This window comes from Burkholderia ambifaria AMMD, from assembly GCF_000203915.1.
Classification (GTDB): domain Bacteria; phylum Pseudomonadota; class Gammaproteobacteria; order Burkholderiales; family Burkholderiaceae; genus Burkholderia; species Burkholderia ambifaria.
On record NC_008390.1, the window covers coordinates 273,328 to 295,679 of the forward strand.

14 protein-coding genes, 2 tRNA genes and 2 rRNA genes are annotated in these 22,352 nt (G+C 63.2%); 8 read left to right on the plus strand and 10 right to left on the minus strand.

The window, feature by feature from the left end; all coding sequences use genetic code 11:
• Positions 1–448: 448 nt before the first annotated feature.
• Complete coding sequence (locus BAMB_RS01190) at positions 449–2,719, plus strand: NADP-dependent malic enzyme (RefSeq protein ID WP_011655742.1); 2,271 nt, start codon at positions 449–451, stop codon at positions 2,717–2,719.
• Between the two features lie 135 nt (positions 2,720–2,854).
• Here the strand turns inward: BAMB_RS01190 and BAMB_RS01195 are convergent, their stop codons facing one another.
• On the minus strand, positions 2,855–6,445 hold the full coding sequence (locus BAMB_RS01195; protein ID WP_011655743.1) for an indolepyruvate ferredoxin oxidoreductase family protein: 3,591 nt from the start codon (positions 6,443–6,445) through the stop codon (positions 2,855–2,857).
• A 320-nt stretch (positions 6,446–6,765) separates the two neighbouring features.
• Between BAMB_RS01195 and BAMB_RS01200 the strand changes: the two genes are divergently transcribed.
• On the plus strand, positions 6,766–6,960 hold the full coding sequence (locus BAMB_RS01200) for a hypothetical protein (RefSeq protein WP_006752462.1): 195 nt from the start codon (positions 6,766–6,768) through the stop codon (positions 6,958–6,960).
• A gap of 114 nt (positions 6,961–7,074) precedes the next feature.
• On the opposite strand, the gene hppD is transcribed toward BAMB_RS01200, so the two are convergent.
• Positions 7,075–8,172: a 4-hydroxyphenylpyruvate dioxygenase gene (gene hppD, locus BAMB_RS01205; protein WP_011655745.1), complete on the minus strand. Its 1,098-nt coding sequence runs from the start codon at positions 8,170–8,172 to the stop codon at positions 7,075–7,077.
• A gap of 213 nt (positions 8,173–8,385) precedes the next feature.
• Between hppD and BAMB_RS01210 the strand changes: the two genes are divergently transcribed.
• The gene (locus BAMB_RS01210; RefSeq protein WP_011655746.1) at positions 8,386–8,910 is read left to right on the plus strand and encodes an Lrp/AsnC family transcriptional regulator; all 525 of its coding nucleotides are present in this window, start codon (positions 8,386–8,388) and stop codon (positions 8,908–8,910) included.
• A 67-nt stretch (positions 8,911–8,977) separates the two neighbouring features.
• Here the strand turns inward: BAMB_RS01210 and BAMB_RS01215 are convergent, their stop codons facing one another.
• The 8 genes from BAMB_RS01215 to paaA form a co-directional block, all read right to left on the minus strand.
• Positions 8,978–9,625, minus strand: coding sequence for a GNAT family N-acetyltransferase (locus BAMB_RS01215; protein ID WP_011655747.1), 648 nt, complete (start codon positions 9,623–9,625; stop codon positions 8,978–8,980).
• Between the two features lie 235 nt (positions 9,626–9,860).
• The gene (locus BAMB_RS01220) at positions 9,861–10,466 is read right to left on the minus strand and encodes a TetR/AcrR family transcriptional regulator (protein ID WP_011655748.1); all 606 of its coding nucleotides are present in this window, start codon (positions 10,464–10,466) and stop codon (positions 9,861–9,863) included.
• 22 nt (positions 10,467–10,488) lie between these two features.
• Entirely contained in the window at positions 10,489–11,304 is an 816-nt protein-coding gene (locus BAMB_RS01225) for a DUF1835 domain-containing protein (RefSeq protein WP_011655749.1), read from the minus strand.
• A gap of 130 nt (positions 11,305–11,434) precedes the next feature.
• Positions 11,435–12,523 (minus strand): 1,2-phenylacetyl-CoA epoxidase subunit PaaE, encoded by a 1,089-nt coding sequence (paaE, locus tag BAMB_RS01230; RefSeq protein ID WP_011655750.1) that lies wholly within the window; start codon positions 12,521–12,523, stop codon positions 11,435–11,437.
• A 2-nt stretch (positions 12,524–12,525) separates the two neighbouring features.
• Positions 12,526–13,089: a 1,2-phenylacetyl-CoA epoxidase subunit PaaD gene (gene paaD, locus BAMB_RS01235; protein WP_011655751.1), complete on the minus strand. Its 564-nt coding sequence runs from the start codon at positions 13,087–13,089 to the stop codon at positions 12,526–12,528.
• Positions 13,090–13,114: 25 nt separating this feature from the next.
• Positions 13,115–13,918 (minus strand): 1,2-phenylacetyl-CoA epoxidase subunit PaaC, encoded by an 804-nt coding sequence (paaC, locus tag BAMB_RS01240; RefSeq protein WP_011655752.1) that lies wholly within the window; start codon positions 13,916–13,918, stop codon positions 13,115–13,117.
• Between the two features lie 10 nt (positions 13,919–13,928).
• Entirely contained in the window at positions 13,929–14,213 is a 285-nt protein-coding gene (gene paaB, locus BAMB_RS01245) for a 1,2-phenylacetyl-CoA epoxidase subunit PaaB (RefSeq protein WP_006752453.1), read from the minus strand.
• Positions 14,214–14,249: 36 nt separating this feature from the next.
• Positions 14,250–15,248, minus strand: a complete 999-nt coding sequence (gene paaA, locus BAMB_RS01250) for a 1,2-phenylacetyl-CoA epoxidase subunit PaaA (RefSeq protein ID WP_011655753.1) — start codon at positions 15,246–15,248, stop codon at positions 14,250–14,252.
• Between the two features lie 196 nt (positions 15,249–15,444).
• Here paaA and BAMB_RS01255 point away from each other — a divergent pair, with 196 nt between their 5' ends.
• From BAMB_RS01255 to BAMB_RS01275, 5 genes are all read left to right on the plus strand, one after another.
• Positions 15,445–16,710: an SGNH/GDSL hydrolase family protein gene (locus tag BAMB_RS01255; protein WP_011655754.1), complete on the plus strand. Its 1,266-nt coding sequence runs from the start codon at positions 15,445–15,447 to the stop codon at positions 16,708–16,710.
• Positions 16,711–17,291: 581 nt separating this feature from the next.
• Positions 17,292–18,824 (plus strand): 16S ribosomal RNA (locus BAMB_RS01260).
• Between the two features lie 63 nt (positions 18,825–18,887).
• A tRNA-Ile gene (locus tag BAMB_RS01265) sits at positions 18,888–18,964 on the plus strand.
• A 42-nt stretch (positions 18,965–19,006) separates the two neighbouring features.
• Positions 19,007–19,082 (plus strand) — tRNA-Ala (locus BAMB_RS01270).
• Between the two features lie 290 nt (positions 19,083–19,372).
• A 23S ribosomal RNA gene (locus BAMB_RS01275) occupies positions 19,373–22,254 on the plus strand.
• Together the 16S and 23S rRNA genes with 2 tRNA genes alongside form the textbook arrangement of a ribosomal RNA operon.
• Positions 22,255–22,352 lie beyond the last annotated feature (98 nt).

A 22,352-nucleotide genomic window follows, 5' to 3' on the forward strand; every position in this document is an offset into this window, starting at 1 on the left:
GGTGATGAGCGAAGAGCGGGCGCGGGCCCGGCGGCGCAGCAAGGGGAACCTGCCGGAGGGGCGGGGGTGCGATCGGCAGGCCAATCGCATCGCTGCGCGCGTAGCCGGCTATTTTACCCGATTCGGGGCGGTTTTCGGCGGAACTCGCGCAGGTTCGACGCGCGGCTCACCACCGGCGAAACAAACGGGGCGCGATCACGCGGATGCCGATGCCAGGGATGCCGCGGTGCACCAACAGAGGTCATTTAGGGGGTGTACACTAGGCGACCCTTAGAAATCGTTCAGTACTTTGTACTTCCTCTTGTCCACCCGCCAAGGTTCGGTGGCGTGCCGATCCGGCGCGTCGCGAGCCGTCTCGCAGTCGACCATCCCCTCGATTCCGGCAGACGCGGCTCAAGGTGCTGTGTACTGAACCGTCAAAATTTCGCATGTCTCTCGCAGGTCAATCATGGACGAACAACTGAAGCAGGCCGCACTCGCTTATCACCTGAACCCGAAACCCGGCAAGATTTCGGTCACCCCGACCAAGCCGCTGTCGAACCAGCTCGATCTGTCGCTTGCCTATTCGCCGGGCGTCGCCGCTGCGTGCGAAGCGATCCACGCCGATCCGCTCGACGCGCAGAAGTACACGTCGCGCGGCAACCTCGTCGGCGTCATCACGAACGGCACGGCCGTGCTCGGCCTCGGCAACATCGGCCCGCTGGCCGCGAAGCCGGTGATGGAAGGCAAGGGCTGCCTGTTCAAGAAATTCGCGGGCATCGACGTGTTCGACATCGAACTGTCGGAGTCCGACCCCGACAAGCTCGTCGAGGCGATCGCGATGCTCGAGCCGACGCTCGGCGGCATCAACCTCGAGGACATCAAGGCGCCGGAATGCTTCTACATCGAGCAGAAGCTGCGCGAGCGCATGAAGATCCCGGTCTTCCACGATGACCAGCACGGCACCGCGATCATCGCGTCGGCCGCGATCCTGAACGGCCTGAAGGTCGTCGGCAAGAACCTCGCCGACGTGAAGCTCGTGTGCTCGGGCGCGGGCGCGGCAGCGATCGCGTGTCTGGACCTGCTCGTGAACCTCGGCCTGACGAAGTCGAACATCCTCGTCGCCGATTCGAAGGGCGTGATCTACGAAGGGCGCGGCAACCTCGATCCGTCGAAGCAGCGCTATGCGGCGACCACCGACGCGCGCACGCTCGCCGACGCGATCGTCGGCGCGGACGTGTTCCTCGGCTGCTCGAGCGCGGGCGTGCTGAAGCAGGACATGGTCAAGACGATGGGCGACCGCCCGCTGATCCTGGCGCTCGCGAACCCGGAACCGGAAATCCGCCCGGAAGACGCGAAGGCGGTGCGCCCGGACGCCATCGTCGCGACCGGCCGTTCGGACTACCCGAACCAGGTCAACAACGTGCTGTGCTTCCCGTTCATCTTCCGCGGCGCGCTCGACGTCGGCGCGACGACGATCACGGAAGAAATGAAGCTCGCGTGCGTGCGCGCGATCGCCGAACTGGCCCAGGAAACCGAGCAGAGCGAGGAAGTCGCGAAGGCGTATGAAGGCCACTCGCTCGAATTCGGGCCGGAATACCTGATTCCGAAGCCGTTCGATCCGCGCCTGATCATCAAGATCGCGCCGGCCGTCGCGCAAGCCGCGATGGATTCGGGCGTCGCCACGCGCCCGATCCAGGACATGGACGCGTACCGCGAGCAGCTCGGCGCGACCGTCTACCGCACCGGCATGGTGATGCGTCCGGTGTTCGCGACGGCGAAGCAGAAGCAGGCGCGCATCGTGTTCGCCGAGGGCGAGGACGAGCGCGTGCTGCGCGCCGCGCAGTTCGTGCTGCTGGAAAAGATCGCGAAGCCGATCATCATCGGCCGTCCGTCGGTCGTCGAGATGCGCCTGCAGAAGATCGGCTCGAAGCTGAAGGTCGGCGTCGATTTCGAGATCGTGAATCCGGAAGACGACACGCGCTACCACCGCTACTGGCAGGCGTACCACGAGATCGGCGCGCGCGACGGCGTCACGCCGGAAGTCGCGAAGGCCGCGCTGCGCAAGTTCAACACGCTGATCGGCGCGATGCTCGTGCACCTGGGCGATGCGGACGGGATGATTTGCGGGATGATCGACACGTACCACACGCACCTGAAGTTCATCGAGCAGGTGCTGGGTCGTGCGAACGGCGCCGAGCACTACGCGGCGATGAACCTGCTGATGCTGCCGGGCCGCAACCTGTTCATGTGCGACACGTACGTGAACGAAGTGCCGAGCGCGGAACAGCTCGCCGACATGACGATCCAGGCTGCCGCCGAGATCGAGCGCTTCGGCATCACGCCGAAGGCCGCGCTGCTGTCGAACTCGAACTTCGGCAGCGCGCCGTCGTCGTCGTCGCGCCGGATGGCGGAAGCCCGCAAGCTGATCAGCGAGCGGGCACCGAACCTCGAAGTCGACGGTGAAATGCACGGCGACGCCGCACTGTCCGAAGCGGTCCGCAAGGCCGCGTTCCCGGGCACGACGCTGTCGGGCGAAGCGAACCTGCTGATCATGCCGAACGTCGAAGCGGCGAACATCGCGTACAACCTGCTGAAGATGGTCGGCGGCGAAGGCGTGACGGTCGGCCCGTTCCTGCTCGGCGCGGCGAAGCCGGTCCACATCCTGACGCCGGCCGCGACCGTGCGCCGGATCATCAACATGACGGCGGTTGCCGCCGCGAACGCGAACACGAAGTAAGTTCGCGCCCGCGTGGGCCGCGCATCACGCGCGGCACCATGAAAAACGCCACGGAACCCGCGTTCCGTGGCGTTTTTTTTGTCCTGCTTGCCGCACGGGGCGGGCGTTCCAACCGCGAACGCCCGCCGCGCACCGTTACGCGACCTGCTGGCTCGTCTGCCCGGCCGTCGGCGAACGCCACTGCGCGAGCAGCGTGTTCCACTTCTGGCGCACCGCACGCAGGTTGTTCTCCTTCACGTGGCCGTAGCCGCGAATGCCGTCCGGCAGCGCCGCAAGCTCGAGCGCGAGCGGGCGGTTGGCCGCGTTGAGCTTACCGAGCACTTCGCCGATCAGCGCTTCGTACTCGCCGATCAGTGCGCGCTCGGTGCGGCGCTCCTCGGTGCGGCCGAACGGGTCGAGCCCCGTGCCGCGCAGAAACTTCGCCTTCGCGAGCAGCCGGAACGCGGACATCATCCACGGGCCGTACGCCTTCTTCACGAGATGGCCGTGTGCGTCCGTCTTCGCGAACAGCGGCGGCGCGAGGTGGAATTTCAGCTTCCAGTCGCCTTCGAACTGCGACGACAGGCGCGCGAGGAACGCAGGATCGGACTGCAGCCGCGCGACCTCGTATTCGTCCTTGTACGCCATCAGCTTGAACAGATTGCGTGCGACCGCCTCGGTCAGCGGCTCCTGCACGGCGTCGCCGTCCGCCAGCGCGCGTTCGGCCGCCCGCACGCGGTCGACGAAGGCTGCGTAGCGCGATGCGTACGCGGCGTTCTGGTACGCGGTGAGGAACTCCACGCGCTTCGCGATCAATGCATCGACCGCCTTCTTCGTGTGCAGCGCGATCACCGTCGCGCCCTGCGCGGGGCGCGCGTCGCCGGCCGCGGCCTGCTTTACGCTCGCGAGGTCGTGCGCGGCGCGGCGACCCCAGTCGAACGCCGCCCGGTTCTTCTCGACCGACACCGCGTTCAGCTCGATCGCGCGTTCGAGCGACGCGAGCGTGAGCGGCAGCCAGCCTTTCTGCCACGCGTAGCCGAGCACGAACGGGTTCGTGTAGATCGCGTCGCCCAGCAGCGCGACCGCGAAGCGGTTCGCGTCGATGAAGTCGACGGCCGAGCCGGCCGCCGCGCGGATGTCGTTTTCCGCGGACACGCCCGGGAACGCCCAGTTCGGGTTCTTGATGAACTCGGCGGTCGGCGTCTGCGCGCTGTTGACGACCACGCGCGTCGTGTCATGCCGCATCCGCGACGTGCATTCGTCGCCGGCCGTGACGATCGCGTCGCAGCCGATCACGAGGTCGGCTTCGCCCATCGCGATTCGCGTCGCGTGGATGTCGGTCGGCGCGTGCGAGATCTGCACGTGGCTCATCACGGCGCCGCCTTTCTGCGCGAGGCCCGTGACGTCGAGCACGGTCACGCCCTTGTTCTCCAGGTGCGCGGCCATGCCGAGCAGCGCGCCGATCGTGACGACGCCCGTGCCGCCGACGCCCGTGACGAGCACGCCGTAGGCACGATCGATCGCCGGCAGCGCCGGCTCCGGAATCGGCGGCAGCGCGCCGCCGTCGACCGATACGGCCTTCGGCTTCTTCAACTGGCCGCCCTCGACCGTGACGAAGCTCGGGCAGAAGCCCTTCAGGCACGAGAAGTCCTTGTTGCAGCTCGACTGGTTGATCTGGCGCTTCGTGCCGAATTCGGTTTCAAGCGGCTCGACCGACAGGCAGTTCGATTGCACCGAGCAGTCGCCGCAGCCTTCGCACACCGCGTCGTTGATCACCACGCGCTTCGCCGGATCCGGATACGTGCCGCGCTTGCGGCGGCGGCGCTTCTCCGTCGCGCAGGTCTGGTCATAGATCAGGATCGTCGTGCCGGCGATCTCGCGCAGCTCGCGCTGCACGTCGTCGAGCTGGTCGCGGTGGTGGATCGTCACGCCCGGCGCGAGCAGCGCCTTCTGGTCGTCGTACTTTTCCGGCTCGTCGGTGACGATCACGATCTTCTTCGCGCCTTCGGACGCGAGCTGGTGCGTGATCTGCGGCACCGTCAGCACGCCGTCGACCGGCTGGCCGCCCGTCATTGCGACGGCGTCGTTGTAGAGGATCTTGTAGGTGATGTTCGCCTTCGACGAGATCGCCGCGCGCACCGCCAGCAGGCCCGAATGGAAATAGGTGCCGTCGCCGAGGTTCGCGAACACGTGCTTTTCGTCGGTGAACGGCGCCTGGCCGATCCACGGCACGCCTTCGCCGCCCATCTGGCTGAAGGTGCTCGTGCTGCGGTCCATCCACACCGTCATGTAGTGGCAGCCGATCCCGGCGATCGCGCGCGAGCCTTCCGGCACGTTGGTCGACGTGTTGTGCGGGCAGCCCGAGCAGAACCACGGCTTGCGCTCGGTCTGCACGTGCGGCTTCGCGAGCGCCATTTCCTTTGCGTTGATCACCGCGAGCCGCGCGGCAATGCGCGCGCGCACGTCGGACGGCAGCTCGAACTTCTCGAGGCGCGTCGCGATCGCCTTCGCGATGATCGCGGGCGACAGTTCGTAGTGCGCGGGCAGCAGCCAGTTGCCCATCGGCACCGACCATTCGCCGCCGGCGCCGTCCTTCTCGTCGAACTTGCCGAACACGCGCGGGCGCTGCGCATCGGGCCAGTTGTACAGCTCTTCCTTGATCGCGTATTCGAGGATCTGGCGCTTTTCCTCGACGACGAGGATTTCATCGAGCCCGCGCGCGAATGCCTGCGCGCCTTGCGCCTCGAGCGGCCACACGCAGCCGACCTTGTAGAGGCGGATGCCGATCCGGGCGCAGGTTTCGTCGTCGAGGCCGAGGTCGCTCAGCGCCTGGCGCACGTCGAGGTACGCCTTGCCGCCCGTCATGATCCCGAAGCGCGCGGTGGGCGAGTCGATCTCGATCCGGTCGAGCTTGTTCGCGCGCACATAGGCGAGCGCCGCGTACCACTTGTAGTCCAGCAGCCGTGCTTCCTGCACGAGCGGCGGGTCGGGCCAGCGGATGTTCAGGCCGCCTTCCGGCAGGATGAAGTCGGTCGGCAGCACGATCTCGGTGCGATGCGGGTCGATGTCGACCGACGCCGACGATTCGACCACGTCCGTCACGCACTTGAGCGCGACCCACAGGCCCGAGTAGCGGCTCATCGCCCAGCCGTGCAGGCCGAAGTCGAGATATTCCTGCACGTTGGACGGGAACAGCACCGGCAGCCCGCAGGCCTTGAAGATGTGTTCGGACTGGTGCGCGAGCGTCGACGATTTCGCCGCGTGGTCGTCGCCGGCGAGCACCAGCACGCCGCCGTGCGGCGACGAGCCGGCCGAGTTCGCGTGCTTGAACACGTCGCCGGTGCGGTCGACGCCCGGACCCTTGCCGTACCACATGCCGAACACGCCGTCGTACTTCGCGCCGGGGTACAGGTTCACCTGCTGGGAGCCCCACACGGCGGTGGCGGCGAGATCTTCGTTGAGACCGGGCTGGAAGACGATTTGGTGGGCGGCGAGGTGCTGCTTGGCCTTCCACAGCGAGAGGTCGAGGCCGCCAAGCGGCGAACCGCGATAACCGGAGATGAAGCCGGCCGTGTTGAGGCCGGCGGCGCGGTCGCGTTCCTGCTGGAGCATCGGCAGGCGCACGAGCGCCTGGATGCCGCTCATGTACGCGCGGCCGCGTTCGAGCGTGTATTTGTCGTCGAGCGTGACGGACTTCAGCGCGGCTTCGAGCGAAGCGCGTTGGTCTGCGTCTAGCGGGGCATTCATTGAACAGTCTCCTCCACCCAGTTTGGGATCACCAAAGCTTCAAGGGCGTCGACGTCTTGTGAACGTCTCGGCAGTGGCCGGCATATTGGCCGGTTTTAAGCGATGGTAGCACTGGGATAAACCCGTCGCCCACCGGCCGATTGGCCACCGCGCGTCGACAAAACGGCGCGCCGCCATGCGTTACATCATGTAAAAGCATGTAAAGCCGGCCCCATCTTCGTACAAATGCCGTTAATCTTGTCGGCCTGCCGGAGGTGCCCGGCCGCGTCGGCCCGTTTCGATGCGACCGGGGAGGCGCCGGCAGTTTTAAAGGAGGTGCAATGAACACACGTCATATCCAGAGTTTCCTGATCGTGTCCGCGGCGTTTTTCGCGATGACCGGCCCGGTGCACGCGCGCGGCGCGAGCGCACTGGCGGCAGCCGGCGCGCAGATGCGTCAGATCGCGCCGGCGCAGGACGCCGCCGCGCAGCCGGCCGCCCAGCGCGCCATCGCAGCGAAGGCGAACGTGCGTTGATCCGTTCGCGCGGCCGCCGGGCCGCGCCGAAACGCGCAGAACGACAAAAGGGCGGGAATCGAAAGATTCCCGCCCTTTTTTCTTGTGCCGCCGAGGTGCGCGCGGCCGTGTGCGTCAGGCCTTGTCCTGAACCACGCCGCGGCGGATCTGGTCGAGCTCGATCGATTCGAACAGCGCCTTGAAGTTGCCTTCGCCGAAGCCCTGGTTGCCCTTGCGCTGAATGATCTCGAAGAAGATCGGGCCGATCTGGTTCTCGGTGAAGATCTGCAGCAGCAGGTCGTCGCGGGCGCCGTCGATCAGGATCTTGCGCTTCTTCAGCTCGTCGAGCGATTCGCCGTGGTTCGGCACGCGACGGTCGACCAGCTCGTAATACGTGTCGATCGTGTCGAGCAGCTTCACTTCCTTGCCGCGCAGGCCGTCGACCGCGCGGTAGATGTCGTTCGTGCCGAGCGCGATGTGCTGGATCCCTTCGCCGTGATACGCGTCGAGGTATTCCTGGATCTGGCCGGCCGTGTCCGAGCCTTCCTCGTTGATCGGGATCCGGATCTTGCCGCACGGCGACGTCATCGCCTTCGACTTCACGCCCGTCACCTTGCCTTCGATGTCGAAGTAGCGCACTTCGCGGAAGTTGAACAGGCGCTCGTAGAACTCGGCCCATTCCCGCATGCGGCCGCGATGCACGTTGTGCGTCAGGTGGTCGATGTAGGTGAGGCCGTGGCCGACCGGGTTCGGGTTCGCGCCGGCGATCGGCTCGAAGTCGACGTCATAGATGGAGATGTCGCCGATCGCACCCGGCTGCGCGCCGTTCTTGCCGCGCCAGCGGTCGACGAAATAGATCAGCGAATCGCCGATGCCCTTGATCGCCGGGATGTTCAGCTCCATCGGGCCCGTCTTGTTGTCGAAGCCCCACGCGCCGAGGTCGAGCGCGTGCTGGTACGCCTTCGCGGCGTCCTGCACGCGGAACGCGATCGCGCAGATCGACGGGCCGTGCAGGCGCGCGAAGCGTTGAGCGAACGAATCGGGTTCGGCGTTGATGATGAAGTTGATGTCGCCCTGGCGGTAGACCGTCACGTCCTTGTGGCGATGGCGTGCGATCGCGGTGAAACCCATCCGCTCGAACAGCTGTCCGAGCGCTTTCGGATCCGGTGCGGTGTATTCGATGAATTCGAAGCCGTCGGTGCCGACGGGGTTCTCCCAGTTGGGGATCTGCATGCCGTGTCTCCTGTGTGCTGTGCGAGCGGCCGGGGCGAGGTGGGGAGCCCGGCCGGTTTCAAGTCGAAGGAGATGCGTGCCGCGGCGCGCGCCACGCATCGCTCCATGCGACAAAGTGTAGCGGGCAGGGGGGAGCGTAAACTTGCGAACTTAATTGTCCGTGCCTACGATGACGCAATTTACAGTCTCGAAATAATCATCGGAGGGCAGAAAATGGCGCAAGCCGAATTGGATGCCATCGACCGGCGGATTCTCGCGATTCTCCAGGAGAACGGCCGCCTGTCGAACCAGGAGATCGCCGAGCGCGTGAACCTGTCGCCGAGCCCGTGCCTGCGGCGGATCCGGCGGCTCGAGGAAATCGGCGTGATCACCGGCTACGTCGCGCTGCTCGATCCGCAGAAGCTCGGGCTCGACCTGCTCGCCTATGTGAGTGTGCGACTCGAGAAGCGCGGCGGCCTGGCGCCGGTCCGGGCCGACGAGACATCGGCGCGCGCGGGCGCCACCCACGCGGAACTGTTCCGCGCGGCCGTGCAAACCTGGCCGGAAGTGGTCGCGTGTCATGCGATGACGGGCGACATGGATTACCTGCTGCGCGTGCAGGTCGAGGACATGGCGCACTTCTCCCGCTTCGTGCAGGAGCATTTGCTGCACCACCCGTCGGTGATCGACGTGAAGACGAGCTTCTCGCTCGAGTGCTTCAAGGAGACGACGGCGTTGCCGATTCGGTCGGTGCGCTAGCGCGCGGCGAGGAAGGGGGCAAGGAAGCAGGGCCGGGCGCCCCGCGGGGCAGCCCGGTCGGCCGATGTCACGCCGTCAGCGTGGCGGGCATCAGCGATTCGATGAACTTCGACGTGCGGTGCGCCTGGCGCTTCAGCGCATAGTCGAACACCGCGGCCTGTTCCTGCAGCATCTCGGCGAGGATCGTCGAGTGGTCGGCCGGCGGCAGGGACAGGTACGCATCGGCTTCGCCGTACGCGTATTCGATCCGCATGCCGGACTTCTTCGCGATGTGCATCATCGTCGCGTTGCGCGACAGGCAATGCATGTACAGCATCGTCACCCGGGTGTTGCGGCTACGGATCGCCGCGCGCTCGAACAGCTTCGAGCCGACGCCGCGGCCGCGGGCGCTTTCGAGCACCGACACGCCGAATTCGGCCGTGCGCTTGTCGCCTTCGACCGGCAGGTAAGCCAGGTGGCCGACGCCGATCAGTTCGAGCGCATGGTCGAACACGCCGAACACGGTGTCGCGCCCGAAGTCGAGCGTCCGGACATAGTTCTCGATCACGTGGTCGGGCACCATCTGGCCGAAGCGCAGCAGGCGGTCCTCTTCGTCGAGCGAGAGAAAGTGGGTGAGCATGCGCTCACGGTCTTTGGAAGCCAGTTCCCTGACGAGAACCGGCGCAGTACCGGCGTGGCCGACGGCATCGGCACGGCGGTTGGATTGCGTGTTCATCGTGGGTTCCTCAGTGTGTTGCTGCACATGTGTGTTGTGCGACGCAACAGCATTTTACCCGAGCGGGGTTGGGGAAAACCCGTATTTGACGTTATTTGTGCTGAAGGGAAATTCTAAATCCGCTTAGTTCATTTGCTATCTATTTGATTTTTAACGGATTAAAAATTCATCATATGAAATGCGTGGCGGGCTGCCGCAGTGTGCCCGCCACGCAACGCATGCTGCTCCGCGGCAATCACGCGCCGGCTGACAGCCCGCGCTCCATCAGGTCGATCACCTGTTCGGCGAAGTCGCGGTAGCCGAGGCGCCCGCCCGGCTTGAGCCACGTGAACGTCCAGTTGATCATCCCGAACACCATCATCGTGACCGACGTCTGGTTTTCCTTGGAGATCCGGTCCGGATAGGCGCGCGCGAGCTGGCGCGCGAAGGCCGCGACGATGTCGCGCTGGCGATCCAGCACGATTTCGCGCTGCGCATCCTCCAGATACTTCACGTCGTTGAGCAGCGCGACATGGCGGCTGTGCGACGTCTCGTACTCGGCGAGGAACGCCCGCACCAGTTCGGCGAACGCGTCGCGCTCGCTGAGGCCGCGCCGCTGGCTCGCGCCTTCGACCTCGGCAATGATCAGCATCAACCGTTTCGTGTAGCGGTCGAGCAGGTCGAACAGGATCGCTTCCTTGCTCTCGTAATAGTGATAGAGACGCGCCTTCGACGTGCCGCTCGCAGTCGCGAGATCGGACATCGACGTGCTCGGATAGCTCGTTTGCGCGAATTTCTCGGCGGCGAGATCGAGGATCTGCTCGCGCTGGGATTCGTGGTCGGGCGCTCGGGTACGGGCCATGGTGGAATGCGAAAGAGTAGCGTTAGCGGGGCGCGGCGGGCGCGCGTACCTGCGTGAAAGAGAGGGCGGCCGGCGCGTCGTCCTGCAGCTCGAGCCGGCCGGCTGCCGCGAGCTCGCGGCAGCGCCACCAGGCGATCGAGTCGCTGACGAACAGCCCGCCGCGGTCGGCGCCGGCCATGATGCTGCCGACCACGCGCCGTGCGGGCTGCCAGCCGGGTTCCGCGTGCGCGGCGATCAGTGCGTCGAGGTCGGCATACTGACCGCTCTTGATCGTATTGCTCACCCAATAGCGCAACTCGGCATTCAGATGCTTGGCCTCCTGCCATTCGAGCGCGAGGCGGCCGATGCGCAGCACCGAGACCGGCGCGGCCATCGGCCGTTTGCGGGCGAGCGCCGCCGGCGAGAACATCCCGGTCGAACATGCCTGGTCGGTGCGGGTCAGCGCCGCGCGCTGCGGTGCGTCGAGGTCGGCGGCCGACAACCGCACCTCGTTCAGGCGTTGCGGCACGTTGCGCAGGTGATAGGCGACGCGGCGCAGCAGCAGCTTGTCGCCGACGCTCGGCGCGTGCCACACGACTACCTGGCCCGTGTCCATCGCGAGCTGGTCGAGGCGGGCGAACTCGCCTTCGATTTCCGCGTTCCAGTCGGGAATCTGATCGCCGAGCACGCGCTGCCAGAAGGCGGCGCGCGTGTCGGGCGTCTCGTCGGCGCCCTTCAGCGGCCCGACCGCGAGATCGTCGAGCAATCCGACGACGCGCTCGTCGCGTCCGGCTTGCGCGAGCGCCTCGCGCAGCGACGCGGCGGCGGTGCCGCCCTGAATCACGTGAATGGTACTCATCGGCCTGTCATCACACAAAAGAAAACCGCCGGACGGGCGGACGCGATGACGTCCAGCCGGCCGGCGGCCCCTAGTGTAAGCGAGATGTGTGACGACGAGAAACCGGCACGCGGCGCCGGTCCGACGCCGCTCAACGCTCGTCGAAGCTTACGACGACCTTGTCGCTGATCGGGTGGCACTGGCACGTGAGCACGAAGCCGTCCTTCACTTCGTGTTCCTCGAGCGTGTAGTTCTTTTCCATCCGCACTTCGCCTTCGACCACCTTCGCCCGGCACGTGCAGCACACGCCGCCCTTGCACGCGTAGGGTAGCGCGAGGCCCGCGCGCAGGCCGACGTCGAGCAGGCTCACGCCTTCGTACGGCAGACGCAGCTTGCGCTTCTTGCCGTCGAGCACGATTTCGAGGTCCGCGGCCGGCGTCGTGTCGGTGATCTCGACGACGGGGGCGCCGGCCTGCGGCAGCGGCGTGCCGAAGCGTTCGACATGGACCTTCGCCTGCGGCACGCCGGCTGCTTTCAGCGCGGCTTCGGCTGCGTCCATCATCGGTGCGGGGCCGCAGATGAACGCTTCGTCGATCGCGTCGGCGGGCATCAGCGTGGCGAGGAATTCCGCGCATTTCGCCTGGTCGAGGACGCCATTGAACAGCTCGACGTCCTGCTGGTCGTCCGACAGTACGTGATACAGGACGAAGCGGTCCATGTAGCGGTTCTTCAGGTCCTCGAGCTCCTCCGCGAACATGATCGCGTCGACGCTGCGGTTGCCGTAGATCAGCGTGAACGTGCTGCGCGGTTCGAGTTCGAGCGTCGTCTTCACGATCGCGAGCACCGGCGTGATGCCCGAGCCGCCGGAGAACGCGACGTACTGCTTGCCGTGATCGGCGTTCAGGTGCGTGAAGAAGCGGCCGTCCGGCGTCATCACGTCGATCGTGTGGCCGGGCTTCAGCGTGTCGAACGCGAAGTTCGAGAAACGGCCGCCGCGCACGCGCTTGATGCCGATGCGCAGTTCGCCGTCGCGGTCGTAGTCGGTCGTGCCGACACAGATCGAATACGAGCGGCGCGTTTCCTCGCCGTCGATATGGGTCTTCAGCGTGACGAACTGGCCCTGCGTGAAGCGGAACGCGTCGCGCAGCTCCGGCGGCACGTCGAAGGAGACGGTAACGGCGTCGGCGGTCTCGGGGCGCACGTCGCGGATACGCAGCGGGTGAAATTGCGGAGTCGCCATGGTCAATAGGGTTTGAAGTAGTCGAAGGGTTCGCGGCAGTCGACGCAGCGATACAGCGCCTTGCAGGCCGTGGACGCGAATTGCGCGAGACGCTCGGTGCGCGCGGAGCCGCAGCGCGGGCAAACGGGCGCCGCGACCGGCCGCGGCACGAAACGCACGACGGTTTCCCGTGGCGCGGCGCTGCCGCATTGACCGACGGGCGGCGCGATGCCGTAGGCGCGCAGCTTCTCGCGCGCTTCCTGCGTGATCCAGTCGGTCGTCCACGCGGGTGCGAGCACCGTCTCGATCCGGTGCGGCGGCAGGTCGGCGGCCTGCAGCGCGGCGGCGATGTCCTCGGCGATCTGCGACATGGCCGGACAGCCGGAGTAGGTCGGCGTGATCACGACTTCGAGCAAGCCGTCGTCGGCGCGACGGACGTCGCGCAGGATGCCGAGCTCGCGGATCGACACGACCGGGATTTCGGGATCGGGCACCGCTTCGAGCACATCCCACGCACGCGCGAGCAACGGATCGTGGCGATGCGCGGCGGGCGTGGCGTCGGCGGGTGTGGCGGTCTGGACGGACATCGTCGGGCTCCGTTGGGTCGGCCGGTTACCAGCTCGCGCCGGGGTGCTGGCGCGCGAGGCTCTGCATTTCCGCGAGCAGGTAGCCCATGTGCTCGGAGTGCTCGCCCTGCTTGCCGGTCGTCACATGCTGGACGGGTGCCGGCAGGGTGAGCGTCGCCTCCGCGAGCGCATCGTCCACGTCCGCGCGCCACGCGGCTTCGAGCGCGGCCGGTGCCGGGGCGATGCCCGGTGCGGCGACGGCGTCGTCGATCGCGTCGGCCGCGAAGAATTCGCGCGTGTACGGAATCAGGTAATCGAGCGCGGCCTGCGCGCGGCGATGCGATTCGTCGGTGCCGTCGCCGAGGCGCACCAGCCATTCACGCGCGTGCTGCACGTGATAGCGGGTCTCCTTCACCGATTTCGCGGCGATCGCGGCGAGGTGCGCGTCCGTCGACGTTTCGAGCGCCGTCCACACGTGCAGCATCAGCGTCGCGTAGAGGAAGTTGCGCACGATCGTCACCGCGTAGTCCTTGTCGGCGTGCGCGGTGCCGGCGATCGGGCCGTAGTGCGGCAGCTCGGCGAGCGTGAAGTTCGCGAATTCGCGCTCGGTGCGGAAGTACGCGTAATCGTCTTCCGTCTTCGCCGCGCCGTTGAGCTGGCGCTCGAGTTCGGCTGCGTGCGTATACAGCATGCGGGCCTGGCCGATGAGGTCGAGGCTCATGTTGGTGAGCGCGATGTCTTCCTCGAGGATCGGGCCGTGGCCGCACCATTCGGCGTTGCGCTGACCGAGGATCAGCGCGTTGTCCGCAAGGCGCAGCACGTAGGAGAGGTGTTCGGGCGTGATCGTCATGGCGCGGGCGTTACATGTGGTTGACTTCGTCGGGCAGCGTGTAGAACGTCGGGTGACGGTAGATCTTGTCGCCCGCCGGTTCGAACAGCTCGGCCTTCTCGGCCGGATCCGACGCGGTGATCGCCGACGACGGCACCACCCAGATGCTCACGCCTTCCTGGCGGCGCGTGTAGACGTCGCGCGCCATGCGCAGCGCCATCGACGCGTCGGCCGCGTGCAGGCTGCCGCAATGCTTGTGGTCGAGGCCCTGCTTGCTGCGCACGAACACTTCCCAGATCGGCCATTCCTTGTTCATCACTCTCTCCTGAATCCTGTATTCGAGGGTTGCCGCTCAGGCGGCGTGCTGTTCGGCGCGGGCGCGGCGCTTCGCTTCGTGCGCGAGCGCGGCTTCGCGTACCCACGCGCCGTCGTCGTGCGCCTTCACGCGGGTCGCGAGGCGTTCCTTGTTGCAAGGGCCGTCGCCGTTGACGACGCGCCAGAATTCATCCCAGTCGATCGCGCCGTAGTCGTGGTGGCCGCGCGCGTCGTTCCATTTCAGGTCCGGGTCGGGCAGCGTCACGCCGAGGACCTTCGCCTGGTCGACCGTCGCGTCGACGAACTTCTGCCGCAGATCGTCGTTCGAGATCCGCTTGATGCCCCATTTCGCGGATTGGCTGCTGTGGACCGAATCGGCATCGCTCGGGCCGAACATCATCAGCACCGGCCACCACCAGCGGTTCACGGCCTGCTGGACCATCGCGCGCTGCGCGTCGGTGCCCTTCATCATCGACAGCAGCGCATCGAAACCCTGGCGCTGGTGGAACGACTCTTCCTTGCACACGCGGATCATCGCGCGCGCGTACGGGCCGTACGTGCAGCGGCACAGCGGGATCTGGTTCATGATCGCGGCGCCGTCGACGAGCCAGCCGATCACGCCGACGTCGGCCCAGGTCGGCGTCGGGTAGTTGAAGATGCTCGAGTATTTCGCCTTGCCGGCGTGCAGCGCGTCGATCAGTGCATCGCGCGATACGCCGAGCGTTTCGGCTGCGCTATATAAATAGAGGCCGTGGCCGGCTTCGTCCTGGACTTTCGCGAGCAGGATCGCCTTGCGCTTCAGGCTCGGCGCGCGCGAGATCCAGTTGCCTTCCGGCAGCATGCCGACCACTTCCGAGTGCGCATGCTGCGAGATCTGGCGGACCAGCGTCTTGCGATAGGCATCGGGCATCCAGTCCTGCGGTTCGATCTTGCCGTCCGCGGCCATGACCGCGTCGAACCGCGCCTGCTCGGGCGACTCGGCTGCGGCGTCGAGCGGCGCGACGTTGCCGGGGATGTCGAGGGATTGCGTGTACATGGCGGAGATTCTCGTCCGGTTGAATGTGTGCGAAGTATAAACCAACCGACCGGTCGGTTAATAAATTTCTTGCGGATTTGCGGGGAGACTCGGGTAAACGAGGGGCGTTGGGGCGCGATCGCTGAATGGGAAGGCGGTTGGGCGCGTGAGGCGGCTTCTGCGGCACAATGCCCGCTTTCCGATAAGGATTTCGCCGATGTCATTTCGAAGCAGCTTCGTCGCGACCGTGCTGGGCGCGTCCATGGTTCTGTCCCCGCTCGTGGCCTCGGCCGCCCCGGCCGGGTGGGTCGCCGCGTGGGCGACGGCCTTGCAGCCGATTCCCGACCTGGCTGCGCCGCCGCCGCTCTATCGTGCGCCGGACGTGGCCGGGCGGACCGTTCGGCAGATCGTCTATCCGACCGCATCGGGACATGCCGCGCGGATTCGCGTGAGCAATGCATACGGGCGCGCGCCGCTGGTGATCGACGCGGCGGGTCTTGCGCGCGCGGGCGACGGCGCGGCGCTTGCCGATGGGGCGGGCACGGCCGTGCGCTTCGGCGGCAAGGCGTCGGTGACGCTCGCGCCGGGCCAGGAACTCGAAAGCGACCCGGTGACGATCGACGTGACAGCCGGGCGGCCGTATGCGATCAGCCTGCGGATGGGGGCGAACCAGCGGATGACCGTGTGGCACCGTGTGTCGAACCAGTTCAACTACGTATCGGCGCCGGGCGATCACGTGAACGACCCGGGTGCCGGCGCATTCCGTACGCGCTTTACCCAGTATGCGTGGGTGACCGAATTGGCCGTCGAGGCCGGCGCCGCGCGGGCGAGTGTCGCGGCGATCGGGGATTCGATCACCGACGGGCTGCGCTCCAGCCTGAACCGCAACCGTCGCTGGCCGGATGCGCTGGCGCTCCGGCTGACCGCGGCAGGTTCGAATACGCTCGGCGTGGTGAACCTCGGCATCAGCGGCAACCGGCTGCTCAGCGATTCGGCGTGCTACGGCACGTCGCTCGCGTCGCGGTTCGAGCGCGATGCGCTTTCGCGCGCGGGGGTGAAGGCGGCGATCGTGCTGATCGGCATCAACGACATCAACTTCGCGGCGATGCCGCCGCGTGCAGGGCTCGATTGTGACAGCCCGCATATGCAGGTCACGGCCGCATCGTTGATCGACGGCTACCGCCGGTTGATCGAGGCCGCGCACCGCCAGGGCGTGAAGGTGTTCGGTGCAACGCTTACGCCTGCGGCATTGCCGGCCGGGCGCGAGGCGATCCGGCTAGAGGTGAACCGGTGGATTCGGAGCGGCGGCGGGTTCGACGGTGTGGTCGACTTCGACGCGGTGCTGCGCGACCCGGCGCGCCCGAGTGTGCTGCTGCGCCGATACGACAGCGGTGACGGCATTCACCCGAGCGACGCCGGCTATACGGCAATGGCCGACGCGGTGCCGATGGAGCAGCTGCACGCCGCGGCTGGCGGCAAGTGAAATCGCCCAGTACATATATATAGAGAGAGGGAGTGCGACCAGTCGCCAGATGCATCAGGATCGCGGGTGGTGTGTAGTCCGTCGAACCCCAAGCCCCCGTGCGCGGCAGCGCACCGGGGCTTTTTCAAAATATTTTCACAAAGGGGTTGCATAGGCCGGGGCGGGTGCTTAGAATCACGCCTCTTTCGCGCTAACGGAAACGCGGCGCGGGAGGGAAGGGAAGCGGCGCTGACGAGGGTTGCTGTAGCGACCGCGGCGCACGCGAAGTTGAACCCCGCCGTCGCAACGAAGCAGTTCAAAAAGTTGTTGACGAGCGAAGAAAGACGGTTCATAATCTCGCTTCTCTGCTGCTGAAAACGCAGCGCTGCTGGGAAACAGAAGGTTTCTCGCAGAAATGCTCTTTAAAAATTAACAGCCGATAAGTGTGGGCGCTTGATGGAAGCGAGCTGATCCTCGGATCAGATAGCGAAAGTATCAAGAGTCTCACACTAAAGTAAGTCAGGTTTATGAAGTGATTCATATTCCTGTCAGCTTTGAGTGAGCGACCGGTTCTTAACCGAACCGAAAACAGTAACAGGTTTAAACTGAAGAGTTTGATCCTGGCTCAGATTGAACGCTGGCGGCATGCCTTACACATGCAAGTCGAACGGCAGCACGGGTGCTTGCACCTGGTGGCGAGTGGCGAACGGGTGAGTAATACATCGGAACATGTCCTGTAGTGGGGGATAGCCCGGCGAAAGCCGGATTAATACCGCATACGATCTACGGATGAAAGCGGGGGACCTTCGGGCCTCGCGCTATAGGGTTGGCCGATGGCTGATTAGCTAGTTGGTGGGGTAAAGGCCTACCAAGGCGACGATCAGTAGCTGGTCTGAGAGGACGACCAGCCACACTGGGACTGAGACACGGCCCAGACTCCTACGGGAGGCAGCAGTGGGGAATTTTGGACAATGGGCGAAAGCCTGATCCAGCAATGCCGCGTGTGTGAAGAAGGCCTTCGGGTTGTAAAGCACTTTTGTCCGGAAAGAAATCCTTGGTTCTAATATAACCGGGGGATGACGGTACCGGAAGAATAAGCACCGGCTAACTACGTGCCAGCAGCCGCGGTAATACGTAGGGTGCGAGCGTTAATCGGAATTACTGGGCGTAAAGCGTGCGCAGGCGGTTTGTTAAGACCGATGTGAAATCCCCGGGCTCAACCTGGGAACTGCATTGGTGACTGGCAAGCTAGAGTATGGCAGAGGGGGGTAGAATTCCACGTGTAGCAGTGAAATGCGTAGAGATGTGGAGGAATACCGATGGCGAAGGCAGCCCCCTGGGCCAATACTGACGCTCATGCACGAAAGCGTGGGGAGCAAACAGGATTAGATACCCTGGTAGTCCACGCCCTAAACGATGTCAACTAGTTGTTGGGGATTCATTTCCTTAGTAACGTAGCTAACGCGTGAAGTTGACCGCCTGGGGAGTACGGTCGCAAGATTAAAACTCAAAGGAATTGACGGGGACCCGCACAAGCGGTGGATGATGTGGATTAATTCGATGCAACGCGAAAAACCTTACCTACCCTTGACATGGTCGGAATCCTGCTGAGAGGTGGGAGTGCTCGAAAGAGAACCGGCGCACAGGTGCTGCATGGCTGTCGTCAGCTCGTGTCGTGAGATGTTGGGTTAAGTCCCGCAACGAGCGCAACCCTTGTCCTTAGTTGCTACGCAAGAGCACTCTAAGGAGACTGCCGGTGACAAACCGGAGGAAGGTGGGGATGACGTCAAGTCCTCATGGCCCTTATGGGTAGGGCTTCACACGTCATACAATGGTCGGAACAGAGGGTTGCCAACCCGCGAGGGGGAGCTAATCCCAGAAAACCGATCGTAGTCCGGATTGCACTCTGCAACTCGAGTGCATGAAGCTGGAATCGCTAGTAATCGCGGATCAGCATGCCGCGGTGAATACGTTCCCGGGTCTTGTACACACCGCCCGTCACACCATGGGAGTGGGTTTTACCAGAAGTGGCTAGTCTAACCGCAAGGAGGACGGTCACCACGGTAGGATTCATGACTGGGGTGAAGTCGTAACAAGGTAGCCGTATCGGAAGGTGCGGCTGGATCACCTCCTTTCCAGAGCTATCTCGCAAAGTTGAGCGCTCACGCTTATCGGCTGTAAATTAAAGACAGACTCAGGGGTCTGTAGCTCAGTCGGTTAGAGCACCGTCTTGATAAGGCGGGGGTCGTTGGTTCGAATCCAACCAGACCCACCATTGTCTTGTCTGCGGTAGGTACCTGAGGAAATCTGTACTCATGGGGGCATAGCTCAGCTGGGAGAGCACCTGCTTTGCAAGCAGGGGGTCGTCGGTTCGATCCCGTCTGCCTCCACCAATCCTCAATGACAAGTGTTCGACGTCGTCGAATCTTTGTCATTGGCGATTGAGCCAGTCAGAGTGATATCAACAGATATCGGCTGTCGTTCTTTAACAATCTGGAAGAAGTAAGTAATTTGGATAGCGGAAGCGTCTTGAGATGGACGTGAAAACTATCCGGGTTGTGATTGTATCGATGTATCTCAAGATGATTCGAACTCTATGTTTGACTCAATTGGAATACGGCACAACGCGAGAACTCAACCTGTAGCGACTGTCGCGTCGAAAGATGAGACAGACTCGTTATAGGGTCAAGCGAACAAGTGCATGTGGTGGATGCCTTGGCGATCACAGGCGATGAAGGACGCGGTAGCCTGCGAAAAGCTACGGGGAGCTGGCAAACGAGCTTTGATCCGTAGATGTCCGAATGGGGAAACCCACTCCTTTTGGAGTATCCATGGCTGAATACATAGGCCATGTGAAGCGAACGCGGTGAACTGAAACATCTAAGTAACCGCAGGAAAAGAAATCAACCGAGATTCCCAAAGTAGTGGCGAGCGAAATGGGATGAGCCTTGTACTCTTTATTTGTATTGTTAGCCGAACGCTCTGGAAAGTGCGGCCATAGCAGGTGATAGCCCTGTAGGCGAAAACAGTATGAAAGAACTAAGTGTACGACAAGTAGGGCGGGACACGTGAAATCCTGTCTGAAGATGGGGGGACCATCCTCCAAGGCTAAATACTCGTGATCGACCGATAGTGAACCAGTACCGTGAGGGAAAGGCGAAAAGAACCCCGGGAGGGGAGTGAAATAGATCCTGAAACCGCATGCATACAAACAGTCGGAGCCTCGTAAGGGGTGACGGCGTACCTTTTGTATAATGGGTCAGCGACTTACGTTCAGTAGCAAGCTTAACCGTATAGGGCAGGCGTAGCGAAAGCGAGTCCGAATAGGGCGTTCAGTTGCTGGGCGTAGACCCGAAACCAAGTGATCTATCCATGGCCAGGATGAAGGTGCGGTAACACGTACTGGAGGTCCGAACCCACTAACGTTGAAAAGTTAGGGGATGAGCTGTGGATAGGGGTGAAAGGCTAAACAAACTTGGAAATAGCTGGTTCTCTCCGAAAACTATTTAGGTAGTGCCTCGTGTCTCACCTTCGGGGGTAGAGCACTGTCATGGTTGGGGGGTCTATTGCAGATTACCCCGCCATAGCAAACTCCGAATACCGAAGAGTGCAATCACGGGAGACAGACATCGGGTGCTAACGTCCGGTGTCAAGAGGGAAACAACCCAGACCGCCAGCTAAGGTCCCCAAATATAGCTAAGTGGGAAACGAAGTGGGAAGGCTAAAACAGTCAGGAGGTTGGCTTAGAAGCAGCCACCCTTTAAAGAAAGCGTAATAGCTCACTGATCGAGTCGTCCTGCGCGGAAGATGTAACGGGGCTAAGCTATATACCGAAGCTGCGGATGCGAGCTATGCTCGCATGGTAGGAGAGCGTTCCGTAAGCCTGCGAAGGTGCGTTGAAAAGCGTGCTGGAGGTATCGGAAGTGCGAATGCTGACATGAGTAGCGATAAAGGGGGTGAAAGGCCCCCTCGCCGTAAGCCCAAGGTTTCCTACGCAACGTTCATCGGCGTAGGGTGAGTCGGCCCCTAAGGCGAGGCAGAAATGCGTAGCTGATGGGAAGCAGGTCAATATTCCTGCACCATTGTTAGATGCGATGGGGGGACGGATCGCGGAAGGTTGTCCGGGTGTTGGAAGTCCCGGTCGCTGCATTGGAGAAGGCACTTAGGCAAATCCGGGTGCGTAATTCAAGGGTGTGGCGCGAGCTCCTTAGGGAGCGAAGCAATTGGAAGTGGTTCCAAGAAAAGCCTCTAAGCTTCAGTCTAATGATGACCGTACCGCAAACCGACACAGGTGGGCGAGATGAGTATTCTAAGGCGCTTGAGAGAACTCGGGAGAAGGAACTCGGCAAATTGGTACCGTAACTTCGGGATAAGGTACGCCCTTGTAGCTTGATGCGCCTGCGCGCAGAGGGTGAAGGGGTTGCAATAAACTGGTGGCTGCGACTGTTTAATAAAAACACAGCACTCTGCAAACACGAAAGTGGACGTATAGGGTGTGACGCCTGCCCGGTGCCGGAAGATTAAATGATGGGGTGCAAGCTCTTGATTGAAGTCCCGGTAAACGGCGGCCGTAACTATAACGGTCCTAAGGTAGCGAAATTCCTTGTCGGGTAAGTTCCGACCTGCACGAATGGCGTAACGATGGCCACACTGTCTCCTCCCGAGACTCAGCGAAGTTGAAGTGTTTGTGATGATGCAATCTACCCGCGGCTAGACGGAAAGACCCCATGAACCTTTACTGTAGCTTTGCATTGGACTTTGAACCGATCTGTGTAGGATAGGTGGGAGGCTATGAAACCGGAACGCTAGTTTCGGTGGAGCCGTCCTTGAAATACCACCCTGGTTTGTTTGAGGTTCTAACCTTGGCCCGTGATCCGGGTCGGGGACAGTGCATGGTAGGCAGTTTGACTGGGGCGGTCTCCTCCCAAAGCGTAACGGAGGAGTACGAAGGTACGCTAGGTACGGTCGGAAATCGTGCTGATAGTGCAATGGCATAAGCGTGCTTAACTGCGAGACCGACAAGTCGAGCAGGTGCGAAAGCAGGTCATAGTGATCCGGTGGTTCTGTATGGAAGGGCCATCGCTCAACGGATAAAAGGTACTCTGGGGATAACAGGCTGATACCGCCCAAGAGTTCATATCGACGGCGGTGTTTGGCACCTCGATGTCGGCTCATCTCATCCTGGGGCTGTAGCCGGTCCCAAGGGTATGGCTGTTCGCCATTTAAAGAGGTACGTGAGCTGGGTTTAAAACGTCGTGAGACAGTTTGGTCCCTATCTGCCGTGGGCGTTGGATATTTGAAGGGGGCTGCTCCTAGTACGAGAGGACCGGAGTGGACGAACCTCTGGTGTACCGGTTGTCACGCCAGTGGCATCGCCGGGTAGCTATGTTCGGAAGAGATAACCGCTGAAAGCATCTAAGCGGGAAACTCGCCTTAAGATGAGATATCCCTGGGGACTAGATCCCCTTGAAGGGTCGTTCGAGACCAGGACGTTGATAGGTCAGGTGTGTAAGCGCAGTAATGCGTTCAGCTAACTGATACTAATTGCCCGTAAGGCTTGATCCTATAACAAGTCTGTCTCGATAGCCGTTAGCGCTTCAGCGCTTACGGATATCGAGCGTCGAGTGCAAGGCACTCGACGTACTGCGGTTGAACTACCGCGT

Excerpts from the sequence above, each read along its gene's own strand:
- BAMB_RS01190 (WP_011655742.1), top strand. The coding sequence starts at position 449 with ATGGACGAACAACTGAAGCAGGCCGCACTCGCTTATCACCTGAACCCG.
- BAMB_RS01195 (WP_011655743.1), bottom strand. The coding sequence starts at position 6,445 with ATGAATGCCCCGCTAGACGCAGACCAACGCGCTTCGCTCGAAGCCGCG.
- BAMB_RS01200 (WP_006752462.1), top strand. The coding sequence starts at position 6,766 with ATGAACACACGTCATATCCAGAGTTTCCTGATCGTGTCCGCGGCGTTT.
- hppD (WP_011655745.1), bottom strand. The coding sequence starts at position 8,172 with ATGCAGATCCCCAACTGGGAGAACCCCGTCGGCACCGACGGCTTCGAA.
- BAMB_RS01210 (WP_011655746.1), top strand. The coding sequence starts at position 8,386 with ATGGCGCAAGCCGAATTGGATGCCATCGACCGGCGGATTCTCGCGATT.
- BAMB_RS01215 (WP_011655747.1), bottom strand. The coding sequence starts at position 9,625 with ATGAACACGCAATCCAACCGCCGTGCCGATGCCGTCGGCCACGCCGGT.
- BAMB_RS01220 (WP_011655748.1), bottom strand. The coding sequence starts at position 10,466 with ATGGCCCGTACCCGAGCGCCCGACCACGAATCCCAGCGCGAGCAGATC.
- BAMB_RS01225 (WP_011655749.1), bottom strand. The coding sequence starts at position 11,304 with ATGAGTACCATTCACGTGATTCAGGGCGGCACCGCCGCCGCGTCGCTG.
- paaE (WP_011655750.1), bottom strand. The coding sequence starts at position 12,523 with ATGGCGACTCCGCAATTTCACCCGCTGCGTATCCGCGACGTGCGCCCC.
- paaD (WP_011655751.1), bottom strand. The coding sequence starts at position 13,089 with ATGTCCGTCCAGACCGCCACACCCGCCGACGCCACGCCCGCCGCGCAT.
- paaC (WP_011655752.1), bottom strand. The coding sequence starts at position 13,918 with ATGACGATCACGCCCGAACACCTCTCCTACGTGCTGCGCCTTGCGGAC.
- paaB (WP_006752453.1), bottom strand. The coding sequence starts at position 14,213 with ATGAACAAGGAATGGCCGATCTGGGAAGTGTTCGTGCGCAGCAAGCAG.
- paaA (WP_011655753.1), bottom strand. The coding sequence starts at position 15,248 with ATGTACACGCAATCCCTCGACATCCCCGGCAACGTCGCGCCGCTCGAC.
- BAMB_RS01255 (WP_011655754.1), top strand. The coding sequence starts at position 15,445 with ATGTCATTTCGAAGCAGCTTCGTCGCGACCGTGCTGGGCGCGTCCATG.